The sequence below is a fragment of the Natrinema limicola JCM 13563 genome, from assembly GCF_000337475.1.
GTDB lineage: Archaea > Halobacteriota > Halobacteria > Halobacteriales > Natrialbaceae > Natrinema > Natrinema limicola.
In genome coordinates this window covers 20,155-46,028 of record NZ_AOIT01000039.1, presented here as the reverse complement: position 1 = coordinate 46,028, position 25,874 = coordinate 20,155, and the positions used below count along the sequence as shown (strand labels likewise).

25 protein-coding genes are annotated in these 25,874 nt (G+C 64.2%); 10 read left to right on the top strand and 15 right to left on the bottom strand.

Annotated features, from left to right (window positions below):
• From C476_RS11335 to C476_RS11320, 4 genes are all read left to right on the top strand, one after another.
• Positions 1 to 882: an NOP5/NOP56 family protein gene (locus C476_RS11335; RefSeq protein WP_008012999.1), complete on the top strand. Its 882-nt coding sequence runs from the start codon at positions 1 to 3 to the stop codon at positions 880 to 882.
• Positions 875 to 1,507 (top strand): fibrillarin-like rRNA/tRNA 2'-O-methyltransferase, encoded by a 633-nt coding sequence (locus C476_RS11330; protein WP_049911772.1) that lies wholly within the window; start codon positions 875 to 877, stop codon positions 1,505 to 1,507. Before C476_RS11335 ends, C476_RS11330 begins: the two co-directional genes overlap by 8 nt.
• 144 nt (positions 1,508 to 1,651) lie before the next feature.
• On the top strand, positions 1,652 to 2,734 hold the full coding sequence (locus C476_RS11325; protein ID WP_008012995.1) for a glutamate--cysteine ligase: 1,083 nt from the start codon (positions 1,652 to 1,654) through the stop codon (positions 2,732 to 2,734).
• A gap of 52 nt (positions 2,735 to 2,786) precedes the next feature.
• Positions 2,787 to 3,380, top strand: a complete 594-nt coding sequence (locus tag C476_RS11320; protein ID WP_008012991.1) for a helix-turn-helix domain-containing protein — start codon at positions 2,787 to 2,789, stop codon at positions 3,378 to 3,380.
• Between the two features lie 24 nt (positions 3,381 to 3,404).
• On the opposite strand, the gene C476_RS11315 is transcribed toward C476_RS11320, so the two are convergent.
• The 8 genes from C476_RS11315 to rpl7ae form a co-directional block, all read right to left on the bottom strand.
• Positions 3,405 to 4,508: a M24 family metallopeptidase gene (locus C476_RS11315; RefSeq protein ID WP_008012989.1), complete on the bottom strand. Its 1,104-nt coding sequence runs from the start codon at positions 4,506 to 4,508 to the stop codon at positions 3,405 to 3,407.
• An 84-nt stretch (positions 4,509 to 4,592) separates the two neighbouring features.
• Positions 4,593 to 7,661 (bottom strand): FAD-binding and (Fe-S)-binding domain-containing protein, encoded by a 3,069-nt coding sequence (locus C476_RS11310; RefSeq protein WP_008012987.1) that lies wholly within the window; start codon positions 7,659 to 7,661, stop codon positions 4,593 to 4,595.
• A gap of 162 nt (positions 7,662 to 7,823) precedes the next feature.
• Positions 7,824 to 8,426, bottom strand: coding sequence for a superoxide dismutase (gene sod / locus C476_RS11305; RefSeq protein ID WP_008012985.1), 603 nt, complete (start codon positions 8,424 to 8,426; stop codon positions 7,824 to 7,826).
• A gap of 215 nt (positions 8,427 to 8,641) precedes the next feature.
• Positions 8,642 to 9,019, bottom strand: a complete 378-nt coding sequence (locus tag C476_RS11300; RefSeq protein ID WP_008012983.1) for a DUF7344 domain-containing protein — start codon at positions 9,017 to 9,019, stop codon at positions 8,642 to 8,644.
• Positions 9,020 to 9,250: 231 nt separating this feature from the next.
• Positions 9,251 to 9,715, bottom strand: a complete 465-nt coding sequence (ndk, locus tag C476_RS11295; protein WP_008012982.1) for a nucleoside-diphosphate kinase — start codon at positions 9,713 to 9,715, stop codon at positions 9,251 to 9,253.
• Positions 9,712 to 9,987, bottom strand: coding sequence for a 50S ribosomal protein L24e (locus C476_RS11290; protein WP_008012980.1), 276 nt, complete (start codon positions 9,985 to 9,987; stop codon positions 9,712 to 9,714). Before C476_RS11290 ends, ndk begins: the two co-directional genes overlap by 4 nt.
• Positions 9,987 to 10,211 carry a 30S ribosomal protein S28e gene (locus C476_RS11285; protein ID WP_006064297.1) on the bottom strand — a complete coding sequence of 75 codons (225 nt, stop codon included), beginning with the start codon at positions 10,209 to 10,211 and terminating at the stop codon, positions 9,987 to 9,989. Before C476_RS11285 ends, C476_RS11290 begins: the two co-directional genes overlap by 1 nt.
• Positions 10,212 to 10,222: 11 nt before the next feature.
• Positions 10,223 to 10,585, bottom strand: a complete 363-nt coding sequence (gene rpl7ae, locus C476_RS11280; protein WP_008012956.1) for a 50S ribosomal protein L7Ae — start codon at positions 10,583 to 10,585, stop codon at positions 10,223 to 10,225.
• A 398-nt stretch (positions 10,586 to 10,983) separates the two neighbouring features.
• Here rpl7ae and tmcA point away from each other — a divergent pair, with 398 nt between their 5' ends.
• The 5 genes from tmcA to C476_RS18720 all read left to right on the top strand — a co-directional run bounded on the left by tmcA (position 10,984) and on the right by C476_RS18720 (position 16,851).
• The gene (gene tmcA / locus C476_RS11275; protein ID WP_008012955.1) at positions 10,984 to 13,236 is read left to right on the top strand and encodes a tRNA(Met) cytidine acetyltransferase TmcA; all 2,253 of its coding nucleotides are present in this window, start codon (positions 10,984 to 10,986) and stop codon (positions 13,234 to 13,236) included.
• A 71-nt stretch (positions 13,237 to 13,307) separates the two neighbouring features.
• Entirely contained in the window at positions 13,308 to 14,177 is an 870-nt protein-coding gene (locus C476_RS11270; RefSeq protein ID WP_008012954.1) for a DUF5518 domain-containing protein, read from the top strand.
• A gap of 81 nt (positions 14,178 to 14,258) precedes the next feature.
• Complete coding sequence (locus tag C476_RS11265; protein ID WP_008012953.1) at positions 14,259 to 16,058, top strand: SLC13 family permease; 1,800 nt, start codon at positions 14,259 to 14,261, stop codon at positions 16,056 to 16,058.
• Positions 16,059 to 16,150: 92 nt separating this feature from the next.
• Positions 16,151 to 16,636, top strand: coding sequence for a DUF456 domain-containing protein (locus C476_RS11260; RefSeq protein ID WP_008012952.1), 486 nt, complete (start codon positions 16,151 to 16,153; stop codon positions 16,634 to 16,636).
• Between the two features lie 44 nt (positions 16,637 to 16,680).
• A complete protein-coding gene (locus C476_RS18720) occupies positions 16,681 to 16,851 on the top strand; it encodes a hypothetical protein (RefSeq protein WP_008012951.1) in 171 nt (56 codons plus the stop codon).
• 25 nt (positions 16,852 to 16,876) lie between these two features.
• Here C476_RS18720 and C476_RS11255 read toward each other — a convergent pair whose 3' ends face one another.
• The 3 genes from C476_RS11255 to C476_RS11245 all read right to left on the bottom strand — a co-directional run bounded on the left by C476_RS11255 (position 16,877) and on the right by C476_RS11245 (position 21,076).
• On the bottom strand, positions 16,877 to 18,595 hold the full coding sequence (locus C476_RS11255) for a glutamate--tRNA ligase (RefSeq protein ID WP_008012950.1): 1,719 nt from the start codon (positions 18,593 to 18,595) through the stop codon (positions 16,877 to 16,879).
• Positions 18,596 to 18,669: 74 nt separating this feature from the next.
• Positions 18,670 to 19,722 (bottom strand): geranylfarnesyl diphosphate synthase, encoded by a 1,053-nt coding sequence (idsA3, locus tag C476_RS11250; RefSeq protein ID WP_008012949.1) that lies wholly within the window; start codon positions 19,720 to 19,722, stop codon positions 18,670 to 18,672.
• A gap of 1 nt (position 19,723) precedes the next feature.
• Positions 19,724 to 21,076, bottom strand: a complete 1,353-nt coding sequence (locus C476_RS11245; RefSeq protein WP_008012947.1) for a ribonuclease J — start codon at positions 21,074 to 21,076, stop codon at positions 19,724 to 19,726.
• 376 nt (positions 21,077 to 21,452) lie between these two features.
• Between C476_RS11245 and trkA the strand changes: the two genes are divergently transcribed.
• A complete protein-coding gene (gene trkA, locus C476_RS11240) occupies positions 21,453 to 22,784 on the top strand; it encodes a Trk system potassium transporter TrkA (RefSeq protein ID WP_008012945.1) in 1,332 nt (443 codons plus the stop codon).
• 12 nt (positions 22,785 to 22,796) lie between these two features.
• Here the strand turns inward: trkA and C476_RS11235 are convergent, their stop codons facing one another.
• The 4 genes from C476_RS11235 to C476_RS11220 form a co-directional block, all read right to left on the bottom strand.
• Positions 22,797 to 23,006 (bottom strand): hypothetical protein, encoded by a 210-nt coding sequence (locus C476_RS11235; RefSeq protein WP_008012944.1) that lies wholly within the window; start codon positions 23,004 to 23,006, stop codon positions 22,797 to 22,799.
• Entirely contained in the window at positions 23,003 to 24,553 is a 1,551-nt protein-coding gene (locus tag C476_RS11230; RefSeq protein WP_008012942.1) for a TrkH family potassium uptake protein, read from the bottom strand. Before C476_RS11230 ends, C476_RS11235 begins: the two co-directional genes overlap by 4 nt.
• Before the next feature lie 114 nt (positions 24,554 to 24,667).
• Positions 24,668 to 25,354, bottom strand: a complete 687-nt coding sequence (locus C476_RS11225; RefSeq protein WP_008012940.1) for a potassium channel family protein — start codon at positions 25,352 to 25,354, stop codon at positions 24,668 to 24,670.
• A gap of 108 nt (positions 25,355 to 25,462) precedes the next feature.
• On the bottom strand, positions 25,463 to 25,705 hold the full coding sequence (locus C476_RS11220; protein WP_008012939.1) for a hypothetical protein: 243 nt from the start codon (positions 25,703 to 25,705) through the stop codon (positions 25,463 to 25,465).
• Positions 25,706 to 25,874: the final 169 nt, after the last annotated feature.

Here is a 25,874-nt window from a genome sequence, read left to right as displayed (position 1 = left end):
ATGAATACGACGGACGGATGGTTCGCGGACATCGACCGCGACGATCCCGACGCGATGGCGACCGCGGTTCGCGAGGGCAGCGCCGACGAGCCCCGCGACTGGCCGGCCCTCGCAGTCGAGGCCGGGTTCGCGGACGACGAGGATGACTACTACGACGCCGTCCGCGAGGCGACGACGGCAGCCACGCGGGCCGCAGTGACTGAACGTGAGCGGGCCGACGACCGCCAGCTCGTCCACGCGGTACGGGCAATGGACGACTGCAGTCGGACGGCGAACGAACTCGCAGAACGGCTTGCCGAGTGGGCCGGCACGATCGACCCCGAGGCTGGAACCGGCGTCGCGTACGCTCGCGAACTGGCACGCGGTGAACCCGACGACGCGCTCGAGGAACCTGCAGTCCGCTCGCTGGCCGAACGCGTCGCCGACCTCGCCGACGAGGCGGACGACCTCCGAGAGTTCATCCAACGCCAGACGCCTGCCGTCGCGCCGAACCTCGCGGCACTTGCCGATCCAGTCCTCGCGGCACGACTGATCTCGCTGGCCGGCGGTCTCGAGGACCTCGCAAAGAAACCCAGCGGGACGATTCAGGTGCTTGGCGCTGAAGACGCCCTGTTCGCCCACCTGCGAGGCCATGCGCCCTCGCCCAAACACGGGATCATCTACACCCACGACGCGGTCCGGGGCACCCATCCCGAAAACCGGGGCTCTGCAGCACGCGCGGTCGCCGGCAAACTCGCGATTGCTGCCCGCGTCGACCACTATTCGGGCGAGCTAAAGCCCGAACTCGAGGCCGAACTCGCCGAGCGGATCGAGACGATTCAGGCGCGGAACGCGGGCGACAGCGACGATGCCGCGGCCAACGGAGGTGCCGACGATGAGTGAGCTTCCGGCGGGCGTCGAGCGCCACACGTTCGACGGCACCGACCGGCTCGCGACCCGCGGCGAGCCGGTCTACGGCGAACCCACTGATGGGGAATGGCGGGCCTGGAACCCCAACCGATCGAAACTCGGTGCGATGCTCGAGCTCGAGATGGACACCGGTGTCACGGGCGGTGAGACCGCCCTCTATCTCGGCGCGGCAAGCGGGACGACGGTGAGCCATGTCGCCGACTTCGCCGGCCCGACCTATGCCGTCGAGTTCGCGGCGCGGCCGGCGCGAGACCTGCTTGATGCAGCCGAGAGCCGCCCGCGACTCTTTCCGCTGTTGAAAGACGCACGCACGCCCGAGACCTACGCCCACGTCGTCGAGTCGGACGTCGACGTCATCGTCCAGGACGTGGCGACGCGCGGGCAGGCTCGCGTGGCGCTCGAGAACCGGCGTTTCCTGGCCGACGACGGCCGACTGCTGTTGGCGGTCAAGGCCCGCAGCGAAGACGTAACCCGCGAGCCGGCGGCCGTCTTCGCGGACGTCCGCGAGGAGCTATCCGAGGGGTACGAGATTCTAGAGACGGAACGACTCGAGGCGTATCACGCGGATCATCTCGGAATCGTCGCGCGGCCGCGATAAGCGGGCAACCCGGATTCGCTTCTCTGATGTTGCTGTTGCAGCGCTCGAGGTGTGCCGCCTCGGATCGATCGAGCCCAATCGCGATCCCGACCGTCGCAACCGACTCCAAACCGTATTTATTATCGGCGACGAAAGCACGACACGATGGACCGCGGGTCGCGAGACGCGTTTACGCGCATGGGAACGCTGGGGATCGAAGAGGAGTGTTTCGTCGTCGACGAGGACGGCCGGCCTACCAGCGGGACCGACGACCTCGTCTACGAGTACGACCCGCCCGAGATCCTCGAGGGACGGCTCGATCACGAACTGTTTAAATTCGTCATCGAAACCCAGACACCGCTGATCGAGGACCTCGACGATGCCCGCGAGTCGCTGCTCGACATCCGCCAAGCGTTAGTCGACCACGCCGAGGCCCACGGCTACCGGATCGCCGCCGCCGGCCTCCACCCGCTTGCGAAGTGGCAAGAACTCGAACACGCCGAAAAGCCCCGCTACCAGGCCCAACTCGACCGGATTCAGTATCCACAGCATCGGAACACGACCGCGGGCGTCCACGTCCACGTCGGCGTCGACGACGCCGACAAGGCGGTCTGGATCGCCAACGAACTGCGATGGTACGTCCCGATCATGCTCGCACTCTCCGCGAACTCCCCCTACTGGAACGGCTTCGACACCGGCCTTCAGTCAGCGCGCGCGAAGATCTTCGAGGCACTGCCGAATACGGGGATGCCGACCTACTTCGAGGACTTCGAGGACTTCGACCGGTTCGAGCGGCTGATGCTCGAAACCGACTCGATCAACGATCGTGGCGAACTCTGGTACGACGTGCGCCCCCACACCGAACACGGCACGGTCGAACTGCGGACGCCGGACGGCCAGGCCGATCCCGACGTCGTCATGGCGTTCGTCGAGTACGCCCACGCGCTCGTCGAGGCGCTCGCTGAGGAGTACGAGGACGGAACCAGCGGCCACCAGCACCGCCGAGAACTGCTCGACGAGAACAAGTGGCGAGCCATCCGCTACGGCCAGGACGCGTCGTTTATCGACCGCGACCTCGAGGGAACGGTCGATCTCGGCGACCTCGTCGATCGTGAGTGCGAGCGGCTCGGTATCGATGGCATCAAACGGGTCTACGAGCGTGAAAGCGGCGCGGCCCGACAGCGACGTCTGTTCGAGGAGGACGGTCCAGACGCGCTGTGTGAGTCGCTCTTTTTGCAAACCGAATGACCGCCACAAAGGTTTAACTCCGCGCGAGGCCTCATCCTGTACGAGACGCCACATGAGTTCCGACGACGCAGACGACCATCCGGTCGACGACGCTGACGAGAGAGAGGAATCGCTCGCGGGACCGGACGACGTCGTCGAGACCGAGCTCGGCCGTAGTCCGGCCGTCGAGGAACTCGACCAGCGGATCGTCGATCTGCTCTCGTGGATTCTGGATACCGAGACCCGTGCGAAGATCTACGTCTATCTGCTGGCCAATCCGGGCAGTACCTCCGAGGAGGTCGCAAAGGGGACGGGACTCTACCCGAGTACGGTCCGCGAGGCACTCGCGGAACTTCACGAGGAAGCCCGCGTCAGCCGCGAAAAACGCGCCAGCGAAGGGGCCGGCAACAACCCATACGAGTACACCGCGATCCAGCCAAGCGACCTCGTCGGCGATGTCGTCGATCAGGTTCAACAGGAGTTAAACACCATCTTCAGGCTCGATCGCGTCCTCGATCGCGAGCGCGAATCCGAGCCGGATACCCTCGCGGAGACCGAGCCGGTGACGATCACCGTCGATGACAGTACACCGCCGCTCGGCGATGACGAGGTCGAGGTCGAATCCGTCGACACTGAGAGCAACGAGGACGACACCGACGACAGCTAGCCGCTTGAATCGGCCCGACGGACGCTATTCCTCGAGTTCGAGAATCGCGGGACGCTCGAGCTCGAACGCTCGATTGACCGCGGAGACGGTCGTCGTCGGCCAGCGATCCGTCGCTGTCAGGACCTCGATGTCGTCTGCCGTGACGAGTGCCGTGTCTTCGCTTTTTGCACCCTGTACTGTCGGATTCCACGCGTAGGCCATCGGCGCTTCGACCGGCGCGTCGTGGTCCGGCGTGGCGATCCACTCCCGGCCTGCGAAGCCGGCGGCGCCGCCCTGATGGTGGTGTTCCCACTCGCCGTCGTAGCCCACCGCGTCGTAGGCGTTCTGGATGGCAGCGAAGACGTCGCCAGCCGTGTCACCGTCATTTGCGGCTTTCTGCGTCGCTGCAAGTGCCGTCGTCTCCACGCGGGCCGCGGCCTCGTGGCGTTCCTCGAGCCATGCGGGCGGATCGAAGGCGACGGTGCGGGTACAGCTCGCGTGGAGGCCGGCCCGTTCGGCGGTGACGGAGACAAGCGCGTACTCGCCGAGTTCGGCGTCGGTCGGCGTATAGTGGCGGTACTGCTGGGCCCTGGTTGCCCCGCCGACGAGGACGACTGGGGCCTCGATGTCGCGTGCCGACAGCGCGACCCGCAGGGCCGATGCTACCTCGTGTTCCGTGTCCTCGGACTGGAGTTCGCGACAGACGGCTTCGACGGCGGCGGCCGTCTGCCTACTGAGGTCACGATAGCGCTTTTGATCGCGGTCGGTCAGTGGCTGGCGCAACGGCGTCGGATCGACGCGCTCGAACCCTGAGAGGTCGATGTCGATCGCGGCCCGCTTGTCGTCGCCAACGTACTCGGCGACGGCTTCGTCCAGCGACGACGCGTACCAGGGGAACTCCTCGATTACGAGTTCCTCGGCTTCCAGATCTGGGACTTCCTCGCTCACGATGCGATCGGCTTCGATGTTGTTCGCCACGATGGTCACGTCGGTCCCGTCGTAGCCCACCGCAGCGACGCCGCTGTCGCCCTCGCGGTCGACGACGGTGTTCCCACCGGTCAGCCATGCAAACGAGTTCGGCCGCACGAACCAGACCGAATCGAGGTTGTGGGACTCGAGGTAGCCCTCGAGACGCTCGCGTTTGTCCATGTCGGGTGCTGGCGAGGGTGATCCTTGATACTGTCGGACGGCACGACTCGCTGCTCGGTCGCGAACCGGCGACCGCCTGGATCGCTACGTCTCGAGCGCACGGGCGAGCAACTCGACGGGATGGGTGGGCCGATCGTAGCCCTCGAAGTCGCCGATCTGTGTCCGACAGGAGGTGCCGGGGGCGACGACCGTCGTCTCGGTGCCATCGCGGCGCGTGTGGTCCTCGAGTTGGTCTCGCAATATCGAACCGATCGCCCGCGAGAGGTCGTAGTGGTCGGCTTCGTAGCCGAAACTGCCGGCCATGCCACAGCAGCCCGAATCGACGGGCTCGACGGAATAGCCAGCCCGCCGGAGCACGCCGACCGCGTGGTGGTCCGCGCCGCGGGCCTTCTGGTGGCAGTGGCCGTGAAACGTCAGCTGTGTGTCCGCGATTGTCTCCCCGTCGAACGAGAGGTCGTCATCCAGCCGGTTGTCGTCGAGGTATTCACAGACGCCGAACGCATTCGCAGCGAGCGTCTCGACGTGCTCGTCGTCGAGCAGTGAGCGATACTCGTCGATGACCATCGCTGCATCCGAGGGCTCGACGAACAGGACCGCCCAGCCGCGCTCGAGATACGGCTCGAGGTCGTCGAGCAGCGCCCGGCCCTGATCGGCGGCGGCCTCGAGCAGCCCCTGGGAGTAGGCCGCGCGCCCGGTCGGCCCCAGTTCGGGAACCGCGACGCGAATCCCCGCCGCCTCGAGGACCTCGACGGCTGCTTTCCCGACTGCCGGATTCGAGTAGTTGGTGTCCGTGTCCGGATAGAGGACGACCCCCGCGGTCGCCGTGTCTGCATCGAGCTGGGGCCCCCGCTCTCCGTACCAGTCGACCAGTGTCTCCCGCTGGAACGTCGGCAGTGACCGCTCGGCAGCGATTCCGACCGTCTTCTCGAGGGCGGTCCGCGCACCCGGCACCTTCGTGGCACGATTCGCAAGCGGTGCGACCGTACTCCCCAGCGACGCCAGCCGATCGACGTTCGCGAACAACTGTTCCCGGAGACTCGTCCCTTTGCGGTCGTGGTACTGCTGTTTGACCTCGGCTTTGAGCTTCGCAAGGTCGACCCCGGTGGGACAGTCGCTCTGACAGCCCTTACAGCCGATACAGAGGTCGAGTACCTCCGACTGAAACTGCTCGCTGTAGAGTTCGTCGGGGTCGATCTCGCCGCTGATCGCCGCCCGAAGCAGGTTCGCACGGCCTCGCGTGGTCGTGATCTCCTCCTCGGTCGCGCGATACGTCGGACACATCACGTCGCTGCCGGTCTGTCGGCAGGTCCCACAGCCGTTACAGAGTTCCACGAGGTGGGAAAAGCCGCCCTCCTCGTCGAACTCGAGCGTCGTCCGCGGCTCGAGCGAGGCGTAATCCGGCCCGTATCGGAGGTGATCGCGGATGTCGGTCGGCTTGTCGTCGCGGTAGACGACCTTCCCGGGATTCAGCCGCCAATCCGGATCGAACGTCGATTTAAGCTCCTTGAACGCGTCCCAGAGTTGGGGACCGTACAGCTTCGGGTTGAACTCCGTTCGTGCGAGGCCGTCACCGTGCTCGCCCGAAAAGGAGCCGTTGTGTTCGGCGACGAGGTCGGTGACGTCGTCGGCGATGGCACGCATTGTCTCGACGTCGTCGCCGTCTTTCAAATTGAGGACCGGCCGAATGTGAAGCGTCCCGACGCCCGCGTGTGCGAAGTACGCCGCCGTCGTGTCGTGGCGCTCGAGGATTTCCTGAAAGCCCGCAACGTACTCTGCGAGTTCTTCAGGCGGGACGGAGGCGTCCTCGACAAACGGATAGGGCTTCGGATCGCCGTCCATACTCATCAACAGCGGGATGGCGGCCTTTCGGAGCTTCCAGAGCCGGTCCTGTTTCGCCGGCGAAAACGCCTCGAGCGATGCGAACGCCCTCCCCTCGTCTACGAGGTGGGTCGTCGCCGCCGCCACTGCGTCCGGGAGGTCGTCGACGACCTCCGAATCGAACTCGAGCATCAGCGCTGCTTCGGTCCCCTCGGGAATCGGCTCCGCGTACTCGGCATACTCTGCAGAGTCGGCAGCCAGCCGAAACACCTCGTCGTCCATGAGTTCGACCGCGCTGGCTTCGAGGTCGAGCGCCTCGGGGACGGCGGCAAGCGCCTCGAGCAGATCGTCATAACAACAGACTGCGAGTGCGGTCTCGTCGGGGCGGGTCACAAGCGAGAGCGTGGCCTCGACGACGACACCGAGAGTCCCTTCGGCACCGACGAGCAGTTTCGAGAGGTTGATGATTCGGTTCCCCTCCTCGCGGGCCTCGCCCGCTCGGTCTTCCGAGGCGGCTGTCGCCGTCTCGCTCTCCTCGTCTTCTCGGATTACTTTTTGCAGATTGTAGCCACTGACGCTGCGTTTGAGTTCGGGGTAGCGCGACTCGATTTCGTCAGCGTTGTCCTCGACCAGCGCCCGAACTGTCCGGTAGATCGCAGCTTCGCGATCGTCTTTCGAGACGAGTCGGTCCCACTCGGGACTGTCGAGGACGATATCTCGCGTGTGGATCAGCGACCCATCGGCGAGAACGACCGCACACTCCTCGACGTAGGCGTCCGTGATGCCGTATCGCACCGAGTGTGCGCCCGTCGAGTTGTTGCCGATCCCACCACCGATCGTCGCGCGGTTCGACGAGGCCGGATCCGGCGCAAAGCGAAGGCCGTGTGGCTCGAGTGCGGCGTCGAGATCGTCCTGCACGACCCCCGGCTGGACCACGGCGGTCTGTGTGTCCGGATCGATTGTGTGGATCTCGTCCATGTGCCGCGAGAGGTCGAGAACGACACAACCGGGGCCGACGGTCTGCCCGGCAAGCGAGGTGCCAGCACCCCGTGGCAGCACCGGCGCGTCGTGGTCGGCTGCGACGCGGACCGCCGCACGAACGTCCTCGACGTCCCGCGGGAAGACGACGCCGGCAGGCTGTGCGCTGTAGATGCTGCCGTCGGTCGCGTAGAGCACGCGCGTGTACTCGTCGAAGCGCACGGCTCCGTCGCAGGCTGCCTGAAGGGCAGCCGCGAGCGATCCACTCGGCTTGACCGGTTCGGTTTCGGGGGATGGCTGGTATCGCTCCCGGTCTCGATCCTCGACAATCGTGTCGACGCTGTCCTCGGCGGCCATATGGGGTGAGACATCATTCCACATGTAGTTAAACCATGGTAGTTACAACCAACCAGGCGGTGTTACCCACATAGTCGACGGCGCATCGACATCATCCGAACGCTACTGCGTCCGCTGTCGGGTGTCTGCGGCGATAAAAATAGGAGGTTGACAACTCGTCGCTTACTCGAAGTGGTCGAGACACTTCTGGAACTCTTCTTCGGCCTTCTCCCAGTTGACGACGTCGAAGAAGGAATCGATAAAGCTCCCGCGGTCCGGACCGTAGTCATAGTAGTAAGAGTGTTCCCAGACGTCCAGTGCGAGGACCGGATGAGAGCCCCAGAGTGCGCCCTGGTCGTGCTTGTCGACCGCAATGTTACGAAGCTGCTTTGCGACGGGATCGTATACCAGCAGTGCCCAGCCACCGGCGGCACCAGCAGCGGCCTCGAACTCGCCTTTCCAGCCCTCGTAGGAGCCGAAGTCCTCCTCGATGCGGTCAGCGAGGTCGCCTTCGGGCTCGCCGCCGCCGTTCGGAGACATGTTCTCCCAGAACAGCGTGTGAAGATAGTGTCCACAGCCGTTGTGGGTGACGTTACTGAGGGCCCCGGGCGTCGTACTGAAATCGCCCTCCTCGCGGTTCTCCGAGAGGGTTTCCTCGGCGGCGTTGAGGCCGTTGACATAGCCCTGGTGGTGCGTGTCGTGATGCCAGGTCAGGGTCTGTTCGGAAATCGATGGCTCGAGCGCGTCGTAATCGTACGGAAGTGGCGGAAGTTCGTGATCAGTCATAGTATTCGTCTCATGTTCTGTATCGGTTCCTCGCCTGTTAAGTTTTGAGGAGTGGGACGTTATCACCCCGAATAAACTCACGGCTATCCTGTCGTGCGATTTCCCGATACTCACGAGCATCCACCACAGACTCGCTATTAAAAGTTTCAGCGATCGGTGCGTCCCCGTCTCGCATCCGCTGGTCGCCGCTGTCGGTTGCCGTGAACTCGCCCGTGTTACGTGATCTCCTTGTGACGAGCGTGTTCGAGCCACTCCTCGACTGACGGCTGTCGCCAGTATCGCACCATCTCGCTGCGTCGGTCGTATTCGAGAAGACCTGCGTCTTCGAGTTTCGGGAGGTGGGTGTGTGTGAGTGCCATTCGAACGTTCGCATGCCGGTCCGTCATGTGTCCTCCGTCTCTCGTACCCGTCTGTTGTTCAAAGGCGACGACGTTCTCGGTGAGCGTTTCAAGCGTTGCGACGCCATCCGACTGCGCATTCAGATGGTACAGCGCGTACCGTCGTCGACTGTTCGAGAGGAGTTCGAAAACGAGATCCAGCGACGGCGTCGCGTCCGTCATCAACGGGGTCACCTTCCCGTCCGTTTCACGCATTCACGGCCCACCTCCTGTGTGTTACCATTCGAAACCACCAACAGCCTCTACTCTACCCGTGACATTAGATGTTACGTCTCTCTAGATGAATACGTGTATTCTACTCTAGAATATTTGGCGGTGGTATTATCCAGAGAACATCCACAGCGGTGTTCCTTCGTTACAGCACAGAACACGCTCACAGGGCGTGTGCGTCCAGAAAATCGGGAACAGGTGTCGACTCGAGATCGACTACTCGTAGAGCCACTCGGCGTCGTGCTGATCGTAGTCGATCAGCTCGTCCTCGTCGAAGTGGATCGCGATCTCGCGTTCGTTTGCGCCCTCGTCCTCGTGGTCGGCGGCGTGAACGACGTTCCGACCGAGATCGAGCGCGTAGTCGCCTCGGATCGTGCCGGGTGCGGCCTCGAGCGGGTCGGTCTCGCCGATCATCTGGCGGACCTGTCGGGTCGCGTCCTGGCCCTCCCAGACCATCGGTACGACCGGGCCCGAGGTGATGAAGTCCACGAGGTCGTCGTAGAACGGTTTGTCCTCGTGTTCGCTGTAGTGTTCCTCTGCCCGTTCACGGGGCATGTTCTCGACTTTGATGCCGACGAGCTTGAGCCCGCGGTCCTCGAGTCGGGAGACGACCTCGCCGACGAGGCCACGCGCGAAGGCGTCGGGCTTGACCATCACGAAGGTGCGCTCGTGATCGCTCATGCTTCCTCAGCCTCGACTTCGTCGCTCTCGTCCTCGGTGGACGTCTCGGCTTCGGCTTCGTCGGCCGCAGGTGCCTCTTCTTGGGCTGGGCCTTTGGCGCGACGACCCTCTTCGGTCCACTCCAGATCTCGGGGTTCGCGCCCGAGCTTGTAGTTTTTCTCCGCTTTGGAGTCGACGAAGTGGAGCACGGTGCCGTCGGTTTTGACGTACATGATGCCCGTGCCGGGTTCGATCTCTTCGCCCGTGTAGTCGCAGGTTCGTTTCTCGACCATTATTGTCCTCCGATGGAGTCGGCCTCGCGGGCGGTCTCGCGAAGCTGGAGTACGTCCCCTTCACGGACCGGCCCGAGGCAGTTACGGGTGATGATGCGTCCCTGATTCTCGCCCTCCTTGATCCGGCATTTGACCTGCATGGCTTCGCCGTGCATGCCGGTCTTGCCGACGATCTCGATGACCTCGGCGGGCGTAGAGCCGCTTTCTTCCTCTTCAGCACTCATCTCTGATCACCTCAGTCGAGGTCCTCGACCTTGTCGGCGATGTCCTCGACGTCGCCGTCGGCCTCGCCGGCGTCGACGATCGCCGCAGCGGCCGAGCCGACCTCGAGGCCGGCGGCGTGGCCGACGTCGTCTTGGGTCTCGATGAAGACGACTGGGATGCCCTTCTCGTCTGCGAGCTCCGGCAGGTGCATGACGATCTCTTCAGGAGAGACGTCTTCGGCGACGTAGACGAGATCGGCGTTGCCGCGCTCGATGGCCTTCGTCGTTTCGTTCGTTCCTTTCTTTACGCGTCCGGTGTCTCGTGCGACCTCGAGCGCCTCGAGGGCGTCGTCTGCGAGGTCGGCTGGGATGTCGGTGGTTACGTAGACTGACATTGGTTGTTCACCTCTCCTACACGTGGGCTCGCGCTCCCCTGCCATCCGGGCACTGGGTACCCGTGCCGGAACGACTCCGGCGGAAGTCCTGTAGGGCTAGGAGCATCATCAACCCCGTGTAGGGTGTACACCTGAATAGCGCTGCCCTCCTTAAAAGCGTGTTCAAACGAGCGAGTGCGTGAGATCGCTCCGCACGGACCGTTCGGTCGTGTGGGCCGTTCCATCCGCTCGCGGCGAGAGCACCTCGCGTGCAATCATACGGACTCCTTTCAGTCAGTGCCGGCGTCTCCGCGACCCGTCCTGCGGATACGCCGGGACATCGGGACAGCAGACCGTACAGTGTGTCCGCGCGTTGTCCAGCAGTATATTACGCTCGAGACGCCAACGCCACCACACACATGGACGTCGACGCCGTCGGCCTCGCCGAGTCGCTTCGCGGGGAAGCCGAGCGAACCAACGAGCGCCGACTGCTCGTGCTCGCGGGCGCTCGTAAACGGGGCTACGACACCCTCGAGTCGATCCTCGATACCCTCTCGGTTCCGATCACCGAGACGACGCTCGTCGGTCCCGACGACCGACTCCGCTGTGAACAGCTCCCGCAGTCCAACGCTGGCGAACTGCTGGGAACGACCAGAGACGTGATCGCTGTCGACGCCCACGACGAACTCCGGCCCAACGCGCTCGGCAAAGTCGTCGGCGCGGTCGACGGTGGCGGTCTCCTCGTCTTGCTCACGCCGCCGCTTGCGTCCTGGCCGGATCGCCGCGACGAGTTCGATGCCTCGCTTGCAGTGCCGCCGTTCGACATCGACGACGTCACCGGCCGATTCAAACGCCGGCTCGTCGAGACGCTGCGAGTCCACCGCGGGATCGCGATCGTCGACCTCGAGACCGACAGCGTCGACGCCGACGGACTGACTGATCCGGCCCCGCAGATGCCGACGGAGCCGCCGACGCCGCCAGCCGACCACCGATTCCCGACTCCGATCTACGAGGCCTGCCTGACGGCCGATCAGGTCGACGCCGTCGCCGCGCTCGAGTCGCTCGCCGAGACCGAGCGGGCTGTCGTCCTCGAGGCCGACCGCGGCCGGGGCAAATCGAGCGCCGCGGGACTGGCCGCTGGTGCGTACGCCGTCGTCGGCGAAGACGTGCTTGTGACCGCGCCCGCCGCCCGGAATACGGCGGAACTGTTCGAACGTGCCAGTGAACTCGTCGAGACACTCGAGTCCGACGCCGTCATCGAGCCTCGGCGGATCGAGACGGCCGCCGGCGGTACCGTCCGCTTTCGCGAGCCAGCCGTAGCACTCGAGGACCTCGAGTCGACCGACATCGTCGTCGTCGACGAGGCCGCCGCGCTGCCGGTCGCCACCCTCGAGTCGCTGCTTGCAGCTGACCGCATCGCTTTCGCAACGACGATCCACGGTTACGAGGGTGCAGGACGTGGCTTCTCGGTCCGGTTTCGGGAGCGACTCGCCGAGAGCGACCACGACGTGATCGACTGTCAGCTCGCCGAGCCGATCCGGTACGCGGCGGGTGATCCCGTCGAGGTGTGGGCTTTCCGCGCCTTGCTACTCGACGCTCGCCCGCCGGTCGACGCGCTCGCAGCCGACGCGGTCCCTGAAACGGTCGACTACCGGCGGCTCGAGCCCGCGAACTTACTCGCCGACGAGTCCCTGCTCCGGGAAGCCTTTGGTCTGCTCGTGCTCGCCCACTACCGGACCGAACCCGCTGATCTCGCGCGGTTGCTCGACGCACCCAATCTCGAGGCCCGCGCGCTCGTCCACGACGGCCACGTCGTCAGCGTGGCGTTGCTCGCTCGCGAGGGGGACCTCTTGCCGGACACGCGAGCGATGATGTACGAAGGCGGCCGGGTCCGCGGCAACATGCTGCCGGACGTGCTGACCAGCCAGTTGCGGGACGAGGCGGCAGCCGAGCCGGCCGGCCTGCGCGTCGTCCGTATCGCGACCCACCACGCGGCCCGCTCGCGGGGGCTTGGCTCGCGCCTGCTCGAGTGCATCCGCGAGGAGTACGCTCCGTCGGTCGACTGGCTCGGCACCGGCTTCGGCGCGACGCCCGGCTTGCTGGCGTTCTGGCGGGACAACGGCTATCGAGCGATCCACGTCTCGACGACACGCAACGACGCCAGTGGCGAGTATTCGGCGCTCATGCTCGCGCCGACGAGCGACGCGGGCCGGGCGCTTCACGGCCGCCACGCCGACTGGTTCGTCCGCCGGTTCGCCGCGCTGTGTTCGGATGCCCTCGACGACCTCGAGCCGGATGTCGCCCGCGCAGTGTTGCGCAGCGTCGCCGACGGGGCCGGGCCGTCGCTTTCGTTGACCGACCACGAGTGGCGCGTCGTCGCGGGGGCGGCCTACGGACCGGGCCTGTTCGACGTCGATCCCGGGCCGTTTCGCGACCTCGTCGTGCGGTATTTCGTCGACGAGCCCGATGCTGTCGACCTGACCGATCGCGAAGAACGGCTGTTCGTCCTGCGCGTCCTCCAGAGTCGCGACTGGGAGCCCGTCGCCGATCGCCTCGGGTATCACTCGACGAGACAGTGTATGCGCGCGCTCGGCGACGCCGTCTGTCCGCTGGTCGACCACTACGGAGGCGACGTGGCGCTCGCGGTACGAGAGCGGTTCGCAGGGCGCTGACCGCGAGGGTCCACGCGGCAAACCGAACACTAATTTCAATATGCTAAGGAATCAAGGAATGAATAATATCGATGCCCTCCCTCCGATCCCTCCTCGAGCGACTGACCGACGACCGGTTACGAGCCGCAACCCTCGTCGGGGTTGCGTCGATTCCGGTGACACTTGTCTTGGCGTTGGACGCCATCCCGCGTGATGGTGTCGGCATCGGCGGTCTCAGTCCGACAATTCCGTTGCTCGCCGCCGGACTGTTCGTCGGCTATTACTACCACGACCGCCCGATAGCGAGTCGCCGCGCTGGCGTGCGAACCGGACTCGTCGGGTCGGTTGGCGTCCTCGCGGTGTCCGTCGCCGATCTGGTCACGACGCTTGGCTTCGAGTCGCCGGCGATGACCGCCGTTACTGTCGCCCTGTTTCTGGTCGAAATCGTCCTCGGTGCTGTATTCATGGCAGTGCTCACGATGGCTAGTGCGATCGTCGGCGCGTGGATCGCCGGCGAGCTCGCTCGAGTGCACGATCCTGCGACACCGCGAGCCGAGCGAGAACGGCCCGTCGACGACTCGCAGTGGTGGCTTCCAATCGTCGTGTACGTGCTCGCTACCCCGCTGGTGTTGCTCTTCGTGTTCTGGATTGTGCCCGACGGCGGCCCAGGGGTGATCGTCGCCGTCTTGCTGCTCTTCTGTCTGGTATTCGCTGCGGTCGCCACAGTCATGGCGTTCGTCAAAGACGCAGGGACGCTCGTGGATGCGAGAGCGGCCTGGCAACCGCTTTCAGTAGCGTACGTGGCCGGTCCGGTGGGCGTGTACGCGCTCGTCTATCTCGTCGCCTCACTTCGCCAGTCGATACACCCGCCCGGGGACGCCATGTACGGATTCGTCGTTGCGCTCTGGGCGTCGTCGCTCGTGTATCTCATCAACAGACACCGGTACGTCGGCACGCCTTGACATCATCCAGCGCACCGTCTTCAGCCCGCGGAGATGCGGCCACCGTTATTTGTCGTTCGCTATGGAAGGCACCAAAACCGGATGGCTCAGTTGACGACGGGTGCGTTGCTGGTCTTTCTGATTATCGCCGTCGCGCTCGTGTTGTTCGTCACTGAGCCGGTGCCGATCGACGTGACGGCACTCGGGATCATGGTGAGTCTGATGGTGCTTGGCCCGTGGACAGGCGTCTCACCGCGTGATGGCGTCGCCGGGTTCTCGAATCCCGCGACGATCACCATCCTCGCGATGATGATCTTGAGTGAGGGGGTTCGTCGAACGGGCCTCATTCAGCGCCTCCAGGAGAGCGTCGCCTCGTACACGGGTGAGAGCGAACACAAGCAACTCGGTGCGACGATCGGCATCGTCGCGCCGCTATCGGGCCTGATCAACAACACGGCAGCGGTCGCCGTCTTGATGCCGATGGTCAACGACCTCGCTCACGAGAACGGGACCTCGCCATCGAAACTGCTCTTGCCACTGTCCTATGCGTCGATGTTCGGCGGCATGCTCACCCTTATCGGGACCTCGACAAACCTCGTCGCGAGCAGCCTCTCGGCGGAGTACCTCGGTCGCTCTTTCTCGATGTTCGAGTTCACCCACCTCGGGATCGTCGTGTTCGCTATCGGCTCGGCGTACCTGCTTACGATCGGCTACTGGCTCACTCCATCGCACGTAACGCCGCGCAGCGAGCGTGAGACGACGGCAAAAGAGGAGTATCTCACGGAACTCGTCGTTCGACGTGACTCTCCCGTGGTCGGCCTGTCGATCCAGGACGCCCTCGAGGAGGTCGATTTCGAGGCCGAGGTCACTCAACTCATCCGTGACGAGCAGTACGTCACCAATCCCCTTCCGTCGACGACCGTCCAGAGCGGCGACGTCTATACGGTCCGGCTCACCGACGACGCGCTTCAGACGCTGCTCGAGGTCGACGGCGTCGATCTGGTGCCCGGCGTGACGGCCGAAGCCGACCTCGAGACGCTCGCTCCGGAGCAGACGCTCGTCGAAATCGTCCTTACGGCGGGCTCGGACCTGATCGGCGAGGCGATCGACTCGGCGGGGTTTTCGGACACCTATCAGGCGCGCGTGCTCGCGGTTCGACGCGGCGGCCAGATCACCCACGAACGACTCTCCGAGTTTATTTTTCGGCCGGGAGATGCGCTGCTCATCGAGTCCGAGGCAGAAACGGTCGACCGGTTAGCCGACAATCCGAACGTCATCGTCGCAGGCGACCTCGCCCTCCAGCAGTTCCGGCGGTCGAAGCTGCCGATCGCGGTCGGCGTCGTCCTCGGCGTCGTCGGTCTGGCCGCGCTCGATCTGCTTCCGATCATGGTCTCGGCGCTGGCCGGGGTCGTCGTGATGCTCGCCGTCAACGTCGTCAAACCGGCCGAGGCCTACGAGGCCATTCAGTGGGATATCATCTTCCTGCTCGCTGGCGTCATCCCGCTTGGGAGTGCGATGGCCGAGACCGGCGGCGCGGACGTCCTCGGCGCGCTCGTCGTCTCGAGTGCGGATTTCCTGCCGGCGGTCGCCGTCCTCGGACTGTTCTATCTGCTGACGGCGCTGATGACCAACATCGTCAGCAATCAGGCGAGCGTCGTCTTGCTCGTTCCGGTGGCCGTCGACGTGGCCGCACGGCTGAACGCGAACGCCTTCGCGTTCGTCCTCGCCGTGACCTTCGCCGCCAGTACGGCGTTTATGACGCCCGTCGGCTACCAGACCAACCTCTTCGTCTACGGCCCGGGGAAGTACCAGTTCTCGGATTTCATCCGTGTTGGCGGCCCGCTCCAACTGCTGCTCGCGATCGTCACGACCCTTGGAATCGTGATCTTTTGGGGCGTGTAGTCGTGCTTCGGACGCTACGAATCGGCCGCCGACCGAGCCGACTCGAGGCAGCCGGCAGTACGGCTTTGGCGGTCGGGCCCCTCAACTGGCGTATGGTCGACGCGGTAACGGTCCTCGCGATTGCCTTGCTCGTCAGTGCCATCGTCGGTGCGGCCGTGCCGATGGTTCCGAGCGGGCTCCTCTCGCTTGCCGGCCTCGGCGTCTACTGGTGGGGTGTCGGATTTGCCGAGGTGAGCGTCCTCACCTTCATCGTGCTTGCTGTCCTCGCTGCCATCACTGCGGCCATCGAGTTCTTCGGCGGCTCGATCGCCGCCCGCGCAGGCGGTGCGTCGTGGCTGACGACCGCGGCTGCCGCTATCGTCGGGATCGTCCTTATGGTCGTCACTGGGCCGCTTGGCCTACTCGTCGGCCTCTTCGGGACCGTCTTCGTCCTCGAGTTCGTTCGTGACGGCGAACTCGAGGGGAGCACCCGCTCGGCGGTCTACACGACGATCGGCGTGCTCGCGTCGACGGCGGTCCAGGTCCTGTTGACGGCGTCGATCCTCTTTGGATTCGTCGTCGCTGTCTTCGTGCTGTGATCGTGGGCAAACACTGAAGCTGTGGCTCTCGTTCACATGGACGAATGAAACTGGAGTGTTCCGAGCCTGACTGCGAGCGCCCGGCCGCGGTCGAGTTACATATCCCCTGGGACGAGAACCGGCTCGTCTGTGCCGCCCACGCTCGCGTGCTCGGTCGGCAAGACGGCGTCGTCGCCGATCCGGATCCGGATCGTGCGGACGACTTACTCGAGTAGTTCGACGAACTGTTCGAGGCGGAATTCAGGGGTGGGCGTAGTACGCGATCGTCTCGTCTTCGTCGTGGCGGTCGATCCGCGCGAAGCCGACGCGCTCGAACTGCACGACTTCGTCGGACTCGAGGGCGGCGACACCCGGTTCGGCGTGCCCGGAGACGTCGCCATCCATGGTTCGCATCCGGACAGGCACGCTCTCCTCGGCTGGCACCCAGTGGATGACGTCGACGTCTCCCTCACGGACGACGTCGATGTCGTCGCCGGTATACTGGAGCGTGTCGCGAGTGTACTGGAAACAGCCCAGTCCCTTGAGCCAGATCCGTTCCTCGCGGTCGGGGAGGTCGCCCTCCTCGAGTAAGACGGCATCGCTGACCGGGATCTCTCGCACGCCGCGGTCCTCGTGGTTGGGGTGTAGCGGCGGGTTCGCTTCCTCCGGTGGACTACCGCCGAGAGGGAGCTGGACGCCGTCACGGACCAAAAATCGGCGGTCGGTTTCGTCGTCGATCAGGTCGCGGTTGTTCGCGTAGATCGAACTCATCGCGAGGTCGACGTCGGTGGTCGAGGTGCCCAGCTTGGTCATTGCGTCGACGATGGCCTCGCCGCGGATACCGCGCCGGCGCAGGCTCTTGAGCGTCGGCGCGCGCGGGTCGTCCCAGCCGTCGAGTTTGCCCTGCTCGATCAGTTCCGAGATGGTCGACGTGCTCATCTTGACGTCGTAGTCGTCGAGTTGGACGTGACCCCAGTGGATGACCTCGGGGTAGTCCCAGTCGAAGTAGTCGTAGACGAACTGCTGGCGTTTCGCGGAGTCCTGCAGGTCGATCCCGCGGATGATGTGTGTGATCCCGATGAGGTGGTCGTCGACGCCCGACTGGAAGTCCAGCATCGGCCAGCACCGGTACTCGCTGGCCTCCTCGCGCGGGTGTGGCGTATCGATCATCCGGAAGGCGACCCAGTCGCGCAGCGCGGGGTTCTTGTGCTCGATGTCGGTTTTGACCCGCAGCACCATCTCGCCGCTGTCGTACTCGCCGTCGATCATGGCCTCGAACTCCTCGAGGACCGTCTCGGTGTCCTTCTCACGGTGGGGACACGGTTCACCCGAGTTCTTCAGCTCCGAGAAATCCTCGCCCGAACACGAGCAGGTGTAGGCCCCACCCAGTTCGATCAGCTCGCGGGCGTGGTCGTAGTAGGTCTCGAGGCGGTCGCTCGCCTTATACGTCGCGTCGGGCTCGAAGCCGAGATAGTCGAGGTCCTCGAGGATCGCGTCGTAGGCCTCGAGATCCGGCCGTTTGGTCTCGGGGTCGGTGTCGTCGAAGCGGACGCAGAACCAGCCGTCGTAGCGGTCGCGATAGGTGCCGATGACGGCGGGCATCCGGGCGTGGCCGACGTGCCACGGGCCGTTGGGGTTGGGCGCACACCGCATCCGGATCTCGTCGTACTCCTCGGCGTTGGGCAGGTCCGGCAGGTCGTGTTCGTCTTCTTCCTCCTCGGCTTCGATCTCGGCGAGTTCCTCGGGTGCGAGTTCCTCGAGGCGAGCGCGTTTGGCCTCGTAATCAAGATCGTTGACCCGTCCGACGACGCCACCGGCGATCCCCGGAATCTCGTCGCCGTGCTCGCGGAACTCGGGGTTGTCGCCCATCAGTGGCCCCATGATCGCGCCGACGTCGGCGTCGCTTTCGTGTTTGACCGCGTTCAACAGCGCGTGCTTTTCGACCTCGCGCTCGACGCGCTCGCGTAACTCGTCGTTCATTACCGTGTGCTATCCGCGCCCGGTCAAAAACCCTCGCGATTCGCGGTGTCGCTCGATCTGTGCGGCGACTTGTGTTAGTAGCCGCGTTCGATCAGGTAATCCGCGAGGTCACAGAGGAGGTCGCGCGCCTCGTTGTCCGGCAGGACTTCGAGTCGGTTCTTGCCGCGTTCGACCAGATCGCGAGCAGTCTGGTTCGCATAGGAGATCGAGCCGGCCGCCTCGAGTTCGGCGACCGCGTCGTCGATTTCGGCTTCGGTGACCGCATCGACATCGTCGGTGTCGACCAAGTTGTCGACGTCGACGCCCTGCTCGCGGGCGTGGACGGTGATCAGTGTCTGTTTATTCTCGACGAGGTCGCTGCCCCGCTGTTTGCCGAGTTGCTCGCTGGGGACGGTCAGGTCGAGGACGTCGTCCTGAATCTGGAACGCGCGGCCGACGTCGAGCCCGTAGCCGTAGAGCTCGTCGATCGTCTCGTCGTCAGCGCCGAGCAAGATCGCTGGCAGACACGCCGACGCTGCGTAGAGGACTGCCGTCTTCTGTTCGACCATCTCGAGGTACTCGTCGGGTGAGACGTCGGTGCGCTCCTCGAAGGTGACGTCGAGCGACTGCCCTTCGCAGATGTCCGTACAGGTGGTCGCGAGGACCTCGAGTGCGTCGACGATACGGGCTGACTCCGCGTCCGTCTCGAGCATGATCTCGAACGCCTTCGAGTAGAGCGTGTCGCCGGCCAGAATGGCCGTCTCGAGGTCGTACTCCTTGTGGACGGCGGGGACGCCACGCCGGAGGTCGTCGTCGTCCATGATGTCGTCGTGGATCAGGGTAAACGACTGGATGACCTCGACGCTGACGGCGCCAGCCATCACGTCGACCGGGCCGCTGTCGTCGAGTGAGGGAAACGACCGATACCCGGTCGAAAGCGCCTCGACGTCGGCCAGCGCCTCCGCTGTCGTCAGGAAGACGGTCGGCCGGAGCCGCTTGCCGCCCGCGTCCAGCAGGTATCGAGAGGCTTCGTAGAGCCGCTCGGGTCGCTGGATCGGCAGCTCCTCGGGAATCGCGTCGTTGACGAGTTCACGACGCTTGCGCACCGCTTCGAGCACCGCCTGTTCGCGTGCCTCGGGACTCGTCATATCAGTCGACGAGCTGGATGAGGTTCCCGTTGCGCGTGACGTGGAGATCCCGTCCGAGCGTGTATCCCTCGTTCGAGGCGAGGTCGACGTAGCCCGAGAACCCTTTCATGTCTTGATGAGCCGGAATGACGTGCTGGGGCTGGAGCGCGTCTAACATTTCGTAGTGGCCTTCCTGACAGAGGTGGCCCGAAACGTGAATGTCGTCGTAGATGCGCGCGCCCTGCATCCCGAGCAGTTTCTCGGCCTGGTAGCGCTGCCCCTCGTTGGTCGGCTCCGGAATCACACGGGCCGAGAAAACGACCTTGTCGCCGTCGTCGAGCTCGTAGGGCGTTTCGCCGCGGGCCATCCGGGTGAGCATCGCACGGGGCTCGCCCTGGTGGCCGGTGACGACGGGCAGGTAGTCCTCCTTGCCTTCGTTCATGATCCGCTTGAAGGTCCGGTCGACGGACTTGCGGTGGCCGAACATGCCCAGATCCGACGGGAAGTCGACGAAGTCCAATCGTTCTGCAGTGCCCGAGTATTTCTCCATCGACCGACCCAGCAAGACGGGCTGGCGGCCGATATCCTCGGCGAACTCGACGAGGCTCTTGACGCGTGCGATGTGACTCGAGAACGTCGTCGCGACGATCCCGCCGTCGTAGTCCTCCATGCTGTAGAGGACGTCCCGGAGGTGTTCGCGGGCGACGTTTTCCGACGGCGTCCGGCCCTTCTTGTTGGCGTTGGTACAGTCCTCGATATAACAGAGGACGCCCTCTCCCTCGCGACCGATCTCACGGAACCGCTCCATGTCGATCGGGTCGCCGATGACGGGCGTGTGGTCCATCCGTTTGTCCAGCCCGTAGACGATCGCGCCCTCGGGCGTGTGGAGGACGGGGTTAATCGCGTCGATGATCGAGTGGGTAACGTTGACGAACTCGAGGTCGACCTTTCCGCTGTCGCCGATCGACATCGTTTCGCCGGCCTCCATCTTGATCAGGTCGTTCTCGACGCCGAACTTCTGTTCGCCCTCGATCTGCTGTTTGACCAGCTCGATCGTAAACGGCGTGGCGACGACCGGTGCGTTGTACCGGTGGGCCAGCTTCGAGATGGCACCGATGTGATCAAGGTGCCCGTGGGTGGGAACGATCGCCTGGACGTCGCCCTCGAGGTCGCTCATGACCCGGTCGTCGGGGATCGCGCCCATGTCGATCAGGTCGAGACTGTGCATCCGTTCGGTTTCGACGTTGTCGTGGATCAGTACCTTCGAGAGGTTCAGACCCATGTCGAAGATGACGACGTCGTCGCCGGCGCGGACGGCAGTCATCTGCCGTCCAACCGCTTCGTAGCCGCCAATCGTTGCAATTTCGATTTCCATGGTTCGTAGCACTGAAAGCCGCGTTGTGGACTCTCATCGAAACGGTCCGCGGACTCCTGGTTGTTCGGCCCCGGCGTCTTGCAGCGCGTCGGCCATCCCGCTATGCGCTCGCGGAGACAACCAGTCTCCGGCCGGCCTCCGACATCGGAGGCCCCGAACGCACTTGCCCGCGGGTTTCGCTATGTGCTCGTACACGCCCAGGTCTTAAAAACACAGTGGGTTAGCTCATCGGTTCGTATCCGTCTCGGTAATGGGGTTCTTGCGTGTCCAACATCGCCGGCCTACCGCGCCGCTCAGCCCGTCTTCGCGCATCGTAATCCATTTCCCGGTCGCCCCGAAATACGGTTTCAGTACGCATGCTTTCGGAGGGATCGTCGTGTACGTAATCATTGTCGGTGCCGGTGAAGTCGGGCGGTCGATCGCCGCGAATCTCGAGGACACCCACGATGTCGTCGTCGTCGACCGCGACGGCGACGTGACCGAGGCGCTCACCTACGAGCTCGATGTCCTCACGATCCGCGGCGACGGGACCGACCTCGAGGTGTTGCGCGAGGCCGGCCTCGAGCAAGCTGGGCTCGTCATCGCCTGTACCGACAACGACGAGACCAACGCGGTCGTCTGTGGCGCGGCGAAAGCCACGTCTGAAGTCTTCACGATCGCCCGCGTCCGCCGGCGGACGCTGCTCGAGACGTGGCAGGGCTCACAGGGGGCGTTCGGCGTCGACTTCATGGTCTGTACCGACCTCCTGACTGCACAGACGATCTTCCGGATTTCCGGGTTGCCAAGCGCTCACGACGTCGATACGTTCGCTGGTGGGCTCGTACGCATGGCCGAGTTCGACATTCCAGAAGACAGCCCGATCGTCGACCGGACGGTCAGCGAGGCGGACTGCTATGACTCGCTGACCTTCGCGGCGATCTTCCGGGACGACGAGATGATCGTCACGCGGGGTGACACCGTCATCCGAGCGTGTGATCGGGTCGTCGTCATCGGCAGCCCGGACTCGATGCACGATTTCGCCGACGAGGTCGCGACGACGCCGGACGACACCGAGGAAGTCGTCATCGTCGGCGCGAGCGAGATCGGGTTTCAGGCCGCCCGCGAGTTCGAAGAACACGGCTTCCGGCCGCGGCTGATCGAACAGGATCACGAGCGAGCCCGCGAGGTCGCCGAAGCGCTGCCGAATACGATGGTCATGGAAAGCGACGCGACCAACTCCGAGTTCCTCGCCCGCGAACACGTCGGTGAGGCCGACGTCGTCGTCGCGGCCTTAGACAGCGACGAGAAGAACCTGCTCGTCTCACTATTAGCCGACAGACTCGGCGTCGATCGGACCGTCGCCATTATCGAAACGCCCGAGTACGCCGATCTCTTCGAGACCGTCGGCGTCGACGTCGCGGTCAACCCCCGCGAGGAGACTGCTGAGGAGATCATCCGCTTTACCCGGACCGACCACACCGAGAAGATCGCGATGCTCGAGCACGCTCGCGCCGAAGTCATCGAGATCGAGGTCGGCCCCGATAGCGTCCTCGTTGGGCAGGACATCGTTGACGCAGCGGCCGAACTGCCGGATGGCGTCGTCATCGGTGCGATTTCCCGCGGCGGTGAGCACATCACGCCGCGGGGCTCGACGGCCGTCCAGCCCGGCGATCACGTGATCGTGTTCGTCGACGCGGCTGTGCTCGACGAGGTCGTCGAGCTGATCTGATTCTGATCGGCGTCATGCGCCCTCGAGAACGCCCCGATAGAGAACGTAGCCGACGAAACTCGAGAGATACGCGATCGCGATACCGGTCGTCAGTGCCGACCGTCCGAGGACGGCGATGAGCGCGACGATGACCGGGCCAAGCAACAAGAGCGAATCGAAGACCCGATCTTCGGCACCCTCCTCGAGCGGATCGCCGACGTACGGGAGATCACCGATCTTCATCGGTACAGGCCTCCACGGTCGAGGATCGTCCGTAGCGTGACGAGCACGGGAATGATCTCGAGGCGACCGATCCACATGTTGAACAGGAACATGACTTTCCCAAGTGTCGGCAGCGATTCTGGGCCGGTGATACCCGCAGAGAGCCCGACGTTGCCCTGGGCGCTGGCGACCTCGAAGATGACGTTCTCGAGGGTATACTCGCCCTGTGGAAGAATAACAAGGAGGCCGAAGGTACCGGCCGCAAGGAAGACGAACCAGAGGAAGCTGATGATGGCCGCTTCTTCGAACTCTTGGCGGACCTCCCGTTCGTCAAGGCGGCGACCGTTGATTTTCAGCCGGCGAACGGCGGTTTCGGGATAGAAGACCTCCGCGACTCGAAAGCGGATCCCCTTGAGAAGCGTGATCGACCGAATCAGCTTGATCCCGCCGGCTGTCGACCCGGCTGCGCCACCGACGATCATCCCAAAGGCCACGATGAGCTGGGCCTGTGCCGGCCACCGGCCAAGCGCCACGTTGGTCGTGTCGACTGCGGTCTGAAAGCCAGCACAGGTCGCCGCCGAGACGAACTGGAAGGAACTGTAGCGAAACGCGGTAAACAGGGTGTCGTACGTGTCGGTGGCGTACACCAGCGCAGTGAGCACGACCGTCCCGGCGCTCATGTAGATGAACACCCATCGGGTCTGGAGATCTGTATAGAAGTTTCGGAGATCTCCCTGCAGGATGAGATAGTGAACCGGGAACGCGATACTGCCAAGCAGCATGATCGGTATGAGTGCAAAGTCGATAGCGGCGCTATCGTAGGTGGCAATCGAGTTGTCGGTGATCGAGAATCCGCCGGTCGAAAGCCCGGTCATGGCGTGGTTGATTGCCCCCCAGAGCGGCATGCCGACGACCCACAGCAGCAGGATCGAGACGAACGTAAAGAGCAGGAAGATCCACCAGATCGTCTGCACCGTCGAGACGATACTCGGATGAATCCGCTCGGAGCGGGCTTCGCTTTCGTAGAGCGTCAACGAGCCACTGCCGGGCCGTGAGAGGATCGCTGTCGTGAGGACGATCACGCCGACACCGCCGACCCACTCGATGAACGACCGCCACCACTGCAGCGTTCGCGGCAAGACCTCCTCGTTGTCGGTCATCGTCAGCCCGGTGCCAGTAAAGCCGCTCATGCTCTCGAAGACGGCGTTGAGCGGGTCAGTAAACGCTGCGAGCGTCGCCGTCTGGGATGGCGTCTCTACAAACGGGAGGCCGACCTCGAGCGTCCACGCGATGAACAGAAACGGCAGCGAGCCGAAAAGCGCGACGCAGAACCAGCCTGTCGCGGCGATAATCATCCCGTGTAACTTGCTCGGCTGGGTGGCTCCCTGAAACCGCGCTGTCAGAGCATAGCCGATGACGAACGGCACGAGTCCAGAGATGAACAATGCCGGCATCGCCCAGTACTCGCCCCAGACCAGCGGGACAAGCAACGAGACGAACAGGAGGCCGGCCAACGCCTGAAAGATCCGCCCGAGGTCTCGACCGATCGTTGCCGCCGCCCCGTTCATGTATCGCTCACTGCCCCGCCGCGGTTGATATACACGTCGAAACCGTGACGTGCTCGAGTCTGCGCTCACAACCCCCGTCGATCGCTGTGAGTCCATCGCCGTCTGGGTCGGTCATCATTTTACCCGGTCCTCGTAGTGGCCGAACACGTTCGTGAGTTCGGGGTCGGCACCGAAGCCCGAGTAGACGGTCAGCAGATCGCCGGTCTGGATAGTCGTACTTCCCTGTGGCGTAAGCGGCGACTCCTGTCCTTCGCGTTCGATGGCGACGATCAGAACGTCGTCGGGAATGATTCCCTCGTTCGCGGCCTCGAGGATCGTCTTCCCGACGATCGGCGCGTTTTCGCTGACACGGATCTCGAACACCTCCGCCTCCTCGCCGATTCGCATGTAGTCGACGATCGCCGGGCGCGCGACCGACCGGTAGAGATACTCGGCGATGAGTTCCTGGGGGTTCTCCATCGTGTTGACGCCGATCTGGCGGAACACGTTCATGTGATCGGGATCGTGGACGACCGACACGATCGCGGGAACGTTGTGTTCCTGTGCGAGCAGACAGACCATGATGTTGGTCGCGTCCCGGTCGGTCGTGCTGATCAGGGCGTCGGCCTTCCCGATCCCGGCGTCGATGAGCGCTTCATGCGCCGTCGCGTCGTCGTTTAAGATCAGGCAGTCGTACTCACCGGCGGCCCGATCCGCGCGTTCGGGGTCTTTCTCGATGACGACGACCTCGTTTCCCGATTGGGTCGCGATATCGATCAGCGGGATCCCGATATCACCCGCGCCGACGACGATGATGTACATTACGTCGGGTTTCTTTCGTCTCCGATGAAAATATACCGCTTCCCAACCGTCTATCCCACGACCTCGAGCGACAGTCGACTGCGTTCGGTCGGCGGGCAGCCAGCACCGTTACTGATCCCAGGGCGGTCGTTGCCGTCGCTTCGACTGTTCCTCTGATTCGGTCAGAATTCGCTCGATCGCCCACCCGGCCCACAGAAAGACGATCGCCATGAATGCGACCATCTCGATCCGGACGATCGATCCATGTCGAATCATGAGGACGAGAGCCATGATCGCCACTGCCGCAGCGACGACGCCGAACACGTCGTAAAACGAGTGTGGGTGGCGAACACTTGGCAATCGTGCGTCCATAGGTCACACTACACACGATTCGTATAAAGTACCTGTTCCCGTCTCAGTCGGTTGTACGAGTCCAGGACCGGCGCTCGCGGTGGTGATCGGACACAACACACTCCGCCGTACGGAGCGAGCGGCTGCCGGAGCGACGATGCCGGGCAGCGCGTCGGTCACGATGGATTCA

Excerpts from the sequence above, each read along its gene's own strand:
- C476_RS11335 (WP_008012999.1), top strand. The coding sequence starts at position 1 with ATGAATACGACGGACGGATGGTTCGCGGACATCGACCGCGACGATCCC.
- C476_RS11330 (WP_049911772.1), top strand. The coding sequence starts at position 875 with ATGAGTGAGCTTCCGGCGGGCGTCGAGCGCCACACGTTCGACGGCACC.
- C476_RS11325 (WP_008012995.1), top strand. The coding sequence starts at position 1,652 with ATGGACCGCGGGTCGCGAGACGCGTTTACGCGCATGGGAACGCTGGGG.
- C476_RS11320 (WP_008012991.1), top strand. The coding sequence starts at position 2,787 with ATGAGTTCCGACGACGCAGACGACCATCCGGTCGACGACGCTGACGAG.
- C476_RS11315 (WP_008012989.1), bottom strand. The coding sequence starts at position 4,508 with ATGGACAAACGCGAGCGTCTCGAGGGCTACCTCGAGTCCCACAACCTC.
- C476_RS11310 (WP_008012987.1), bottom strand. The coding sequence starts at position 7,661 with ATGGCCGCCGAGGACAGCGTCGACACGATTGTCGAGGATCGAGACCGG.
- sod (WP_008012985.1), bottom strand. The coding sequence starts at position 8,426 with ATGACTGATCACGAACTTCCGCCACTTCCGTACGATTACGACGCGCTC.
- C476_RS11300 (WP_008012983.1), bottom strand. The coding sequence starts at position 9,019 with ATGCGTGAAACGGACGGGAAGGTGACCCCGTTGATGACGGACGCGACG.
- ndk (WP_008012982.1), bottom strand. The coding sequence starts at position 9,715 with ATGAGCGATCACGAGCGCACCTTCGTGATGGTCAAGCCCGACGCCTTC.
- C476_RS11290 (WP_008012980.1), bottom strand. The coding sequence starts at position 9,987 with ATGGTCGAGAAACGAACCTGCGACTACACGGGCGAAGAGATCGAACCC.
- C476_RS11285 (WP_006064297.1), bottom strand. The coding sequence starts at position 10,211 with ATGAGTGCTGAAGAGGAAGAAAGCGGCTCTACGCCCGCCGAGGTCATC.
- rpl7ae (WP_008012956.1), bottom strand. The coding sequence starts at position 10,585 with ATGTCAGTCTACGTAACCACCGACATCCCAGCCGACCTCGCAGACGAC.
- tmcA (WP_008012955.1), top strand. The coding sequence starts at position 10,984 with ATGGACGTCGACGCCGTCGGCCTCGCCGAGTCGCTTCGCGGGGAAGCC.
- C476_RS11270 (WP_008012954.1), top strand. The coding sequence starts at position 13,308 with ATGCCCTCCCTCCGATCCCTCCTCGAGCGACTGACCGACGACCGGTTA.
- C476_RS11265 (WP_008012953.1), top strand. The coding sequence starts at position 14,259 with ATGGCTCAGTTGACGACGGGTGCGTTGCTGGTCTTTCTGATTATCGCC.
- C476_RS11260 (WP_008012952.1), top strand. The coding sequence starts at position 16,151 with ATGGTCGACGCGGTAACGGTCCTCGCGATTGCCTTGCTCGTCAGTGCC.
- C476_RS18720 (WP_008012951.1), top strand. The coding sequence starts at position 16,681 with ATGAAACTGGAGTGTTCCGAGCCTGACTGCGAGCGCCCGGCCGCGGTC.
- C476_RS11255 (WP_008012950.1), bottom strand. The coding sequence starts at position 18,595 with ATGAACGACGAGTTACGCGAGCGCGTCGAGCGCGAGGTCGAAAAGCAC.
- idsA3 (WP_008012949.1), bottom strand. The coding sequence starts at position 19,722 with ATGACGAGTCCCGAGGCACGCGAACAGGCGGTGCTCGAAGCGGTGCGC.
- C476_RS11245 (WP_008012947.1), bottom strand. The coding sequence starts at position 21,076 with ATGGAAATCGAAATTGCAACGATTGGCGGCTACGAAGCGGTTGGACGG.
- C476_RS11235 (WP_008012944.1), bottom strand. The coding sequence starts at position 23,006 with ATGAAGATCGGTGATCTCCCGTACGTCGGCGATCCGCTCGAGGAGGGT.
- C476_RS11230 (WP_008012942.1), bottom strand. The coding sequence starts at position 24,553 with ATGAACGGGGCGGCGGCAACGATCGGTCGAGACCTCGGGCGGATCTTT.
- C476_RS11225 (WP_008012940.1), bottom strand. The coding sequence starts at position 25,354 with ATGTACATCATCGTCGTCGGCGCGGGTGATATCGGGATCCCGCTGATC.
- C476_RS11220 (WP_008012939.1), bottom strand. The coding sequence starts at position 25,705 with ATGGACGCACGATTGCCAAGTGTTCGCCACCCACACTCGTTTTACGAC.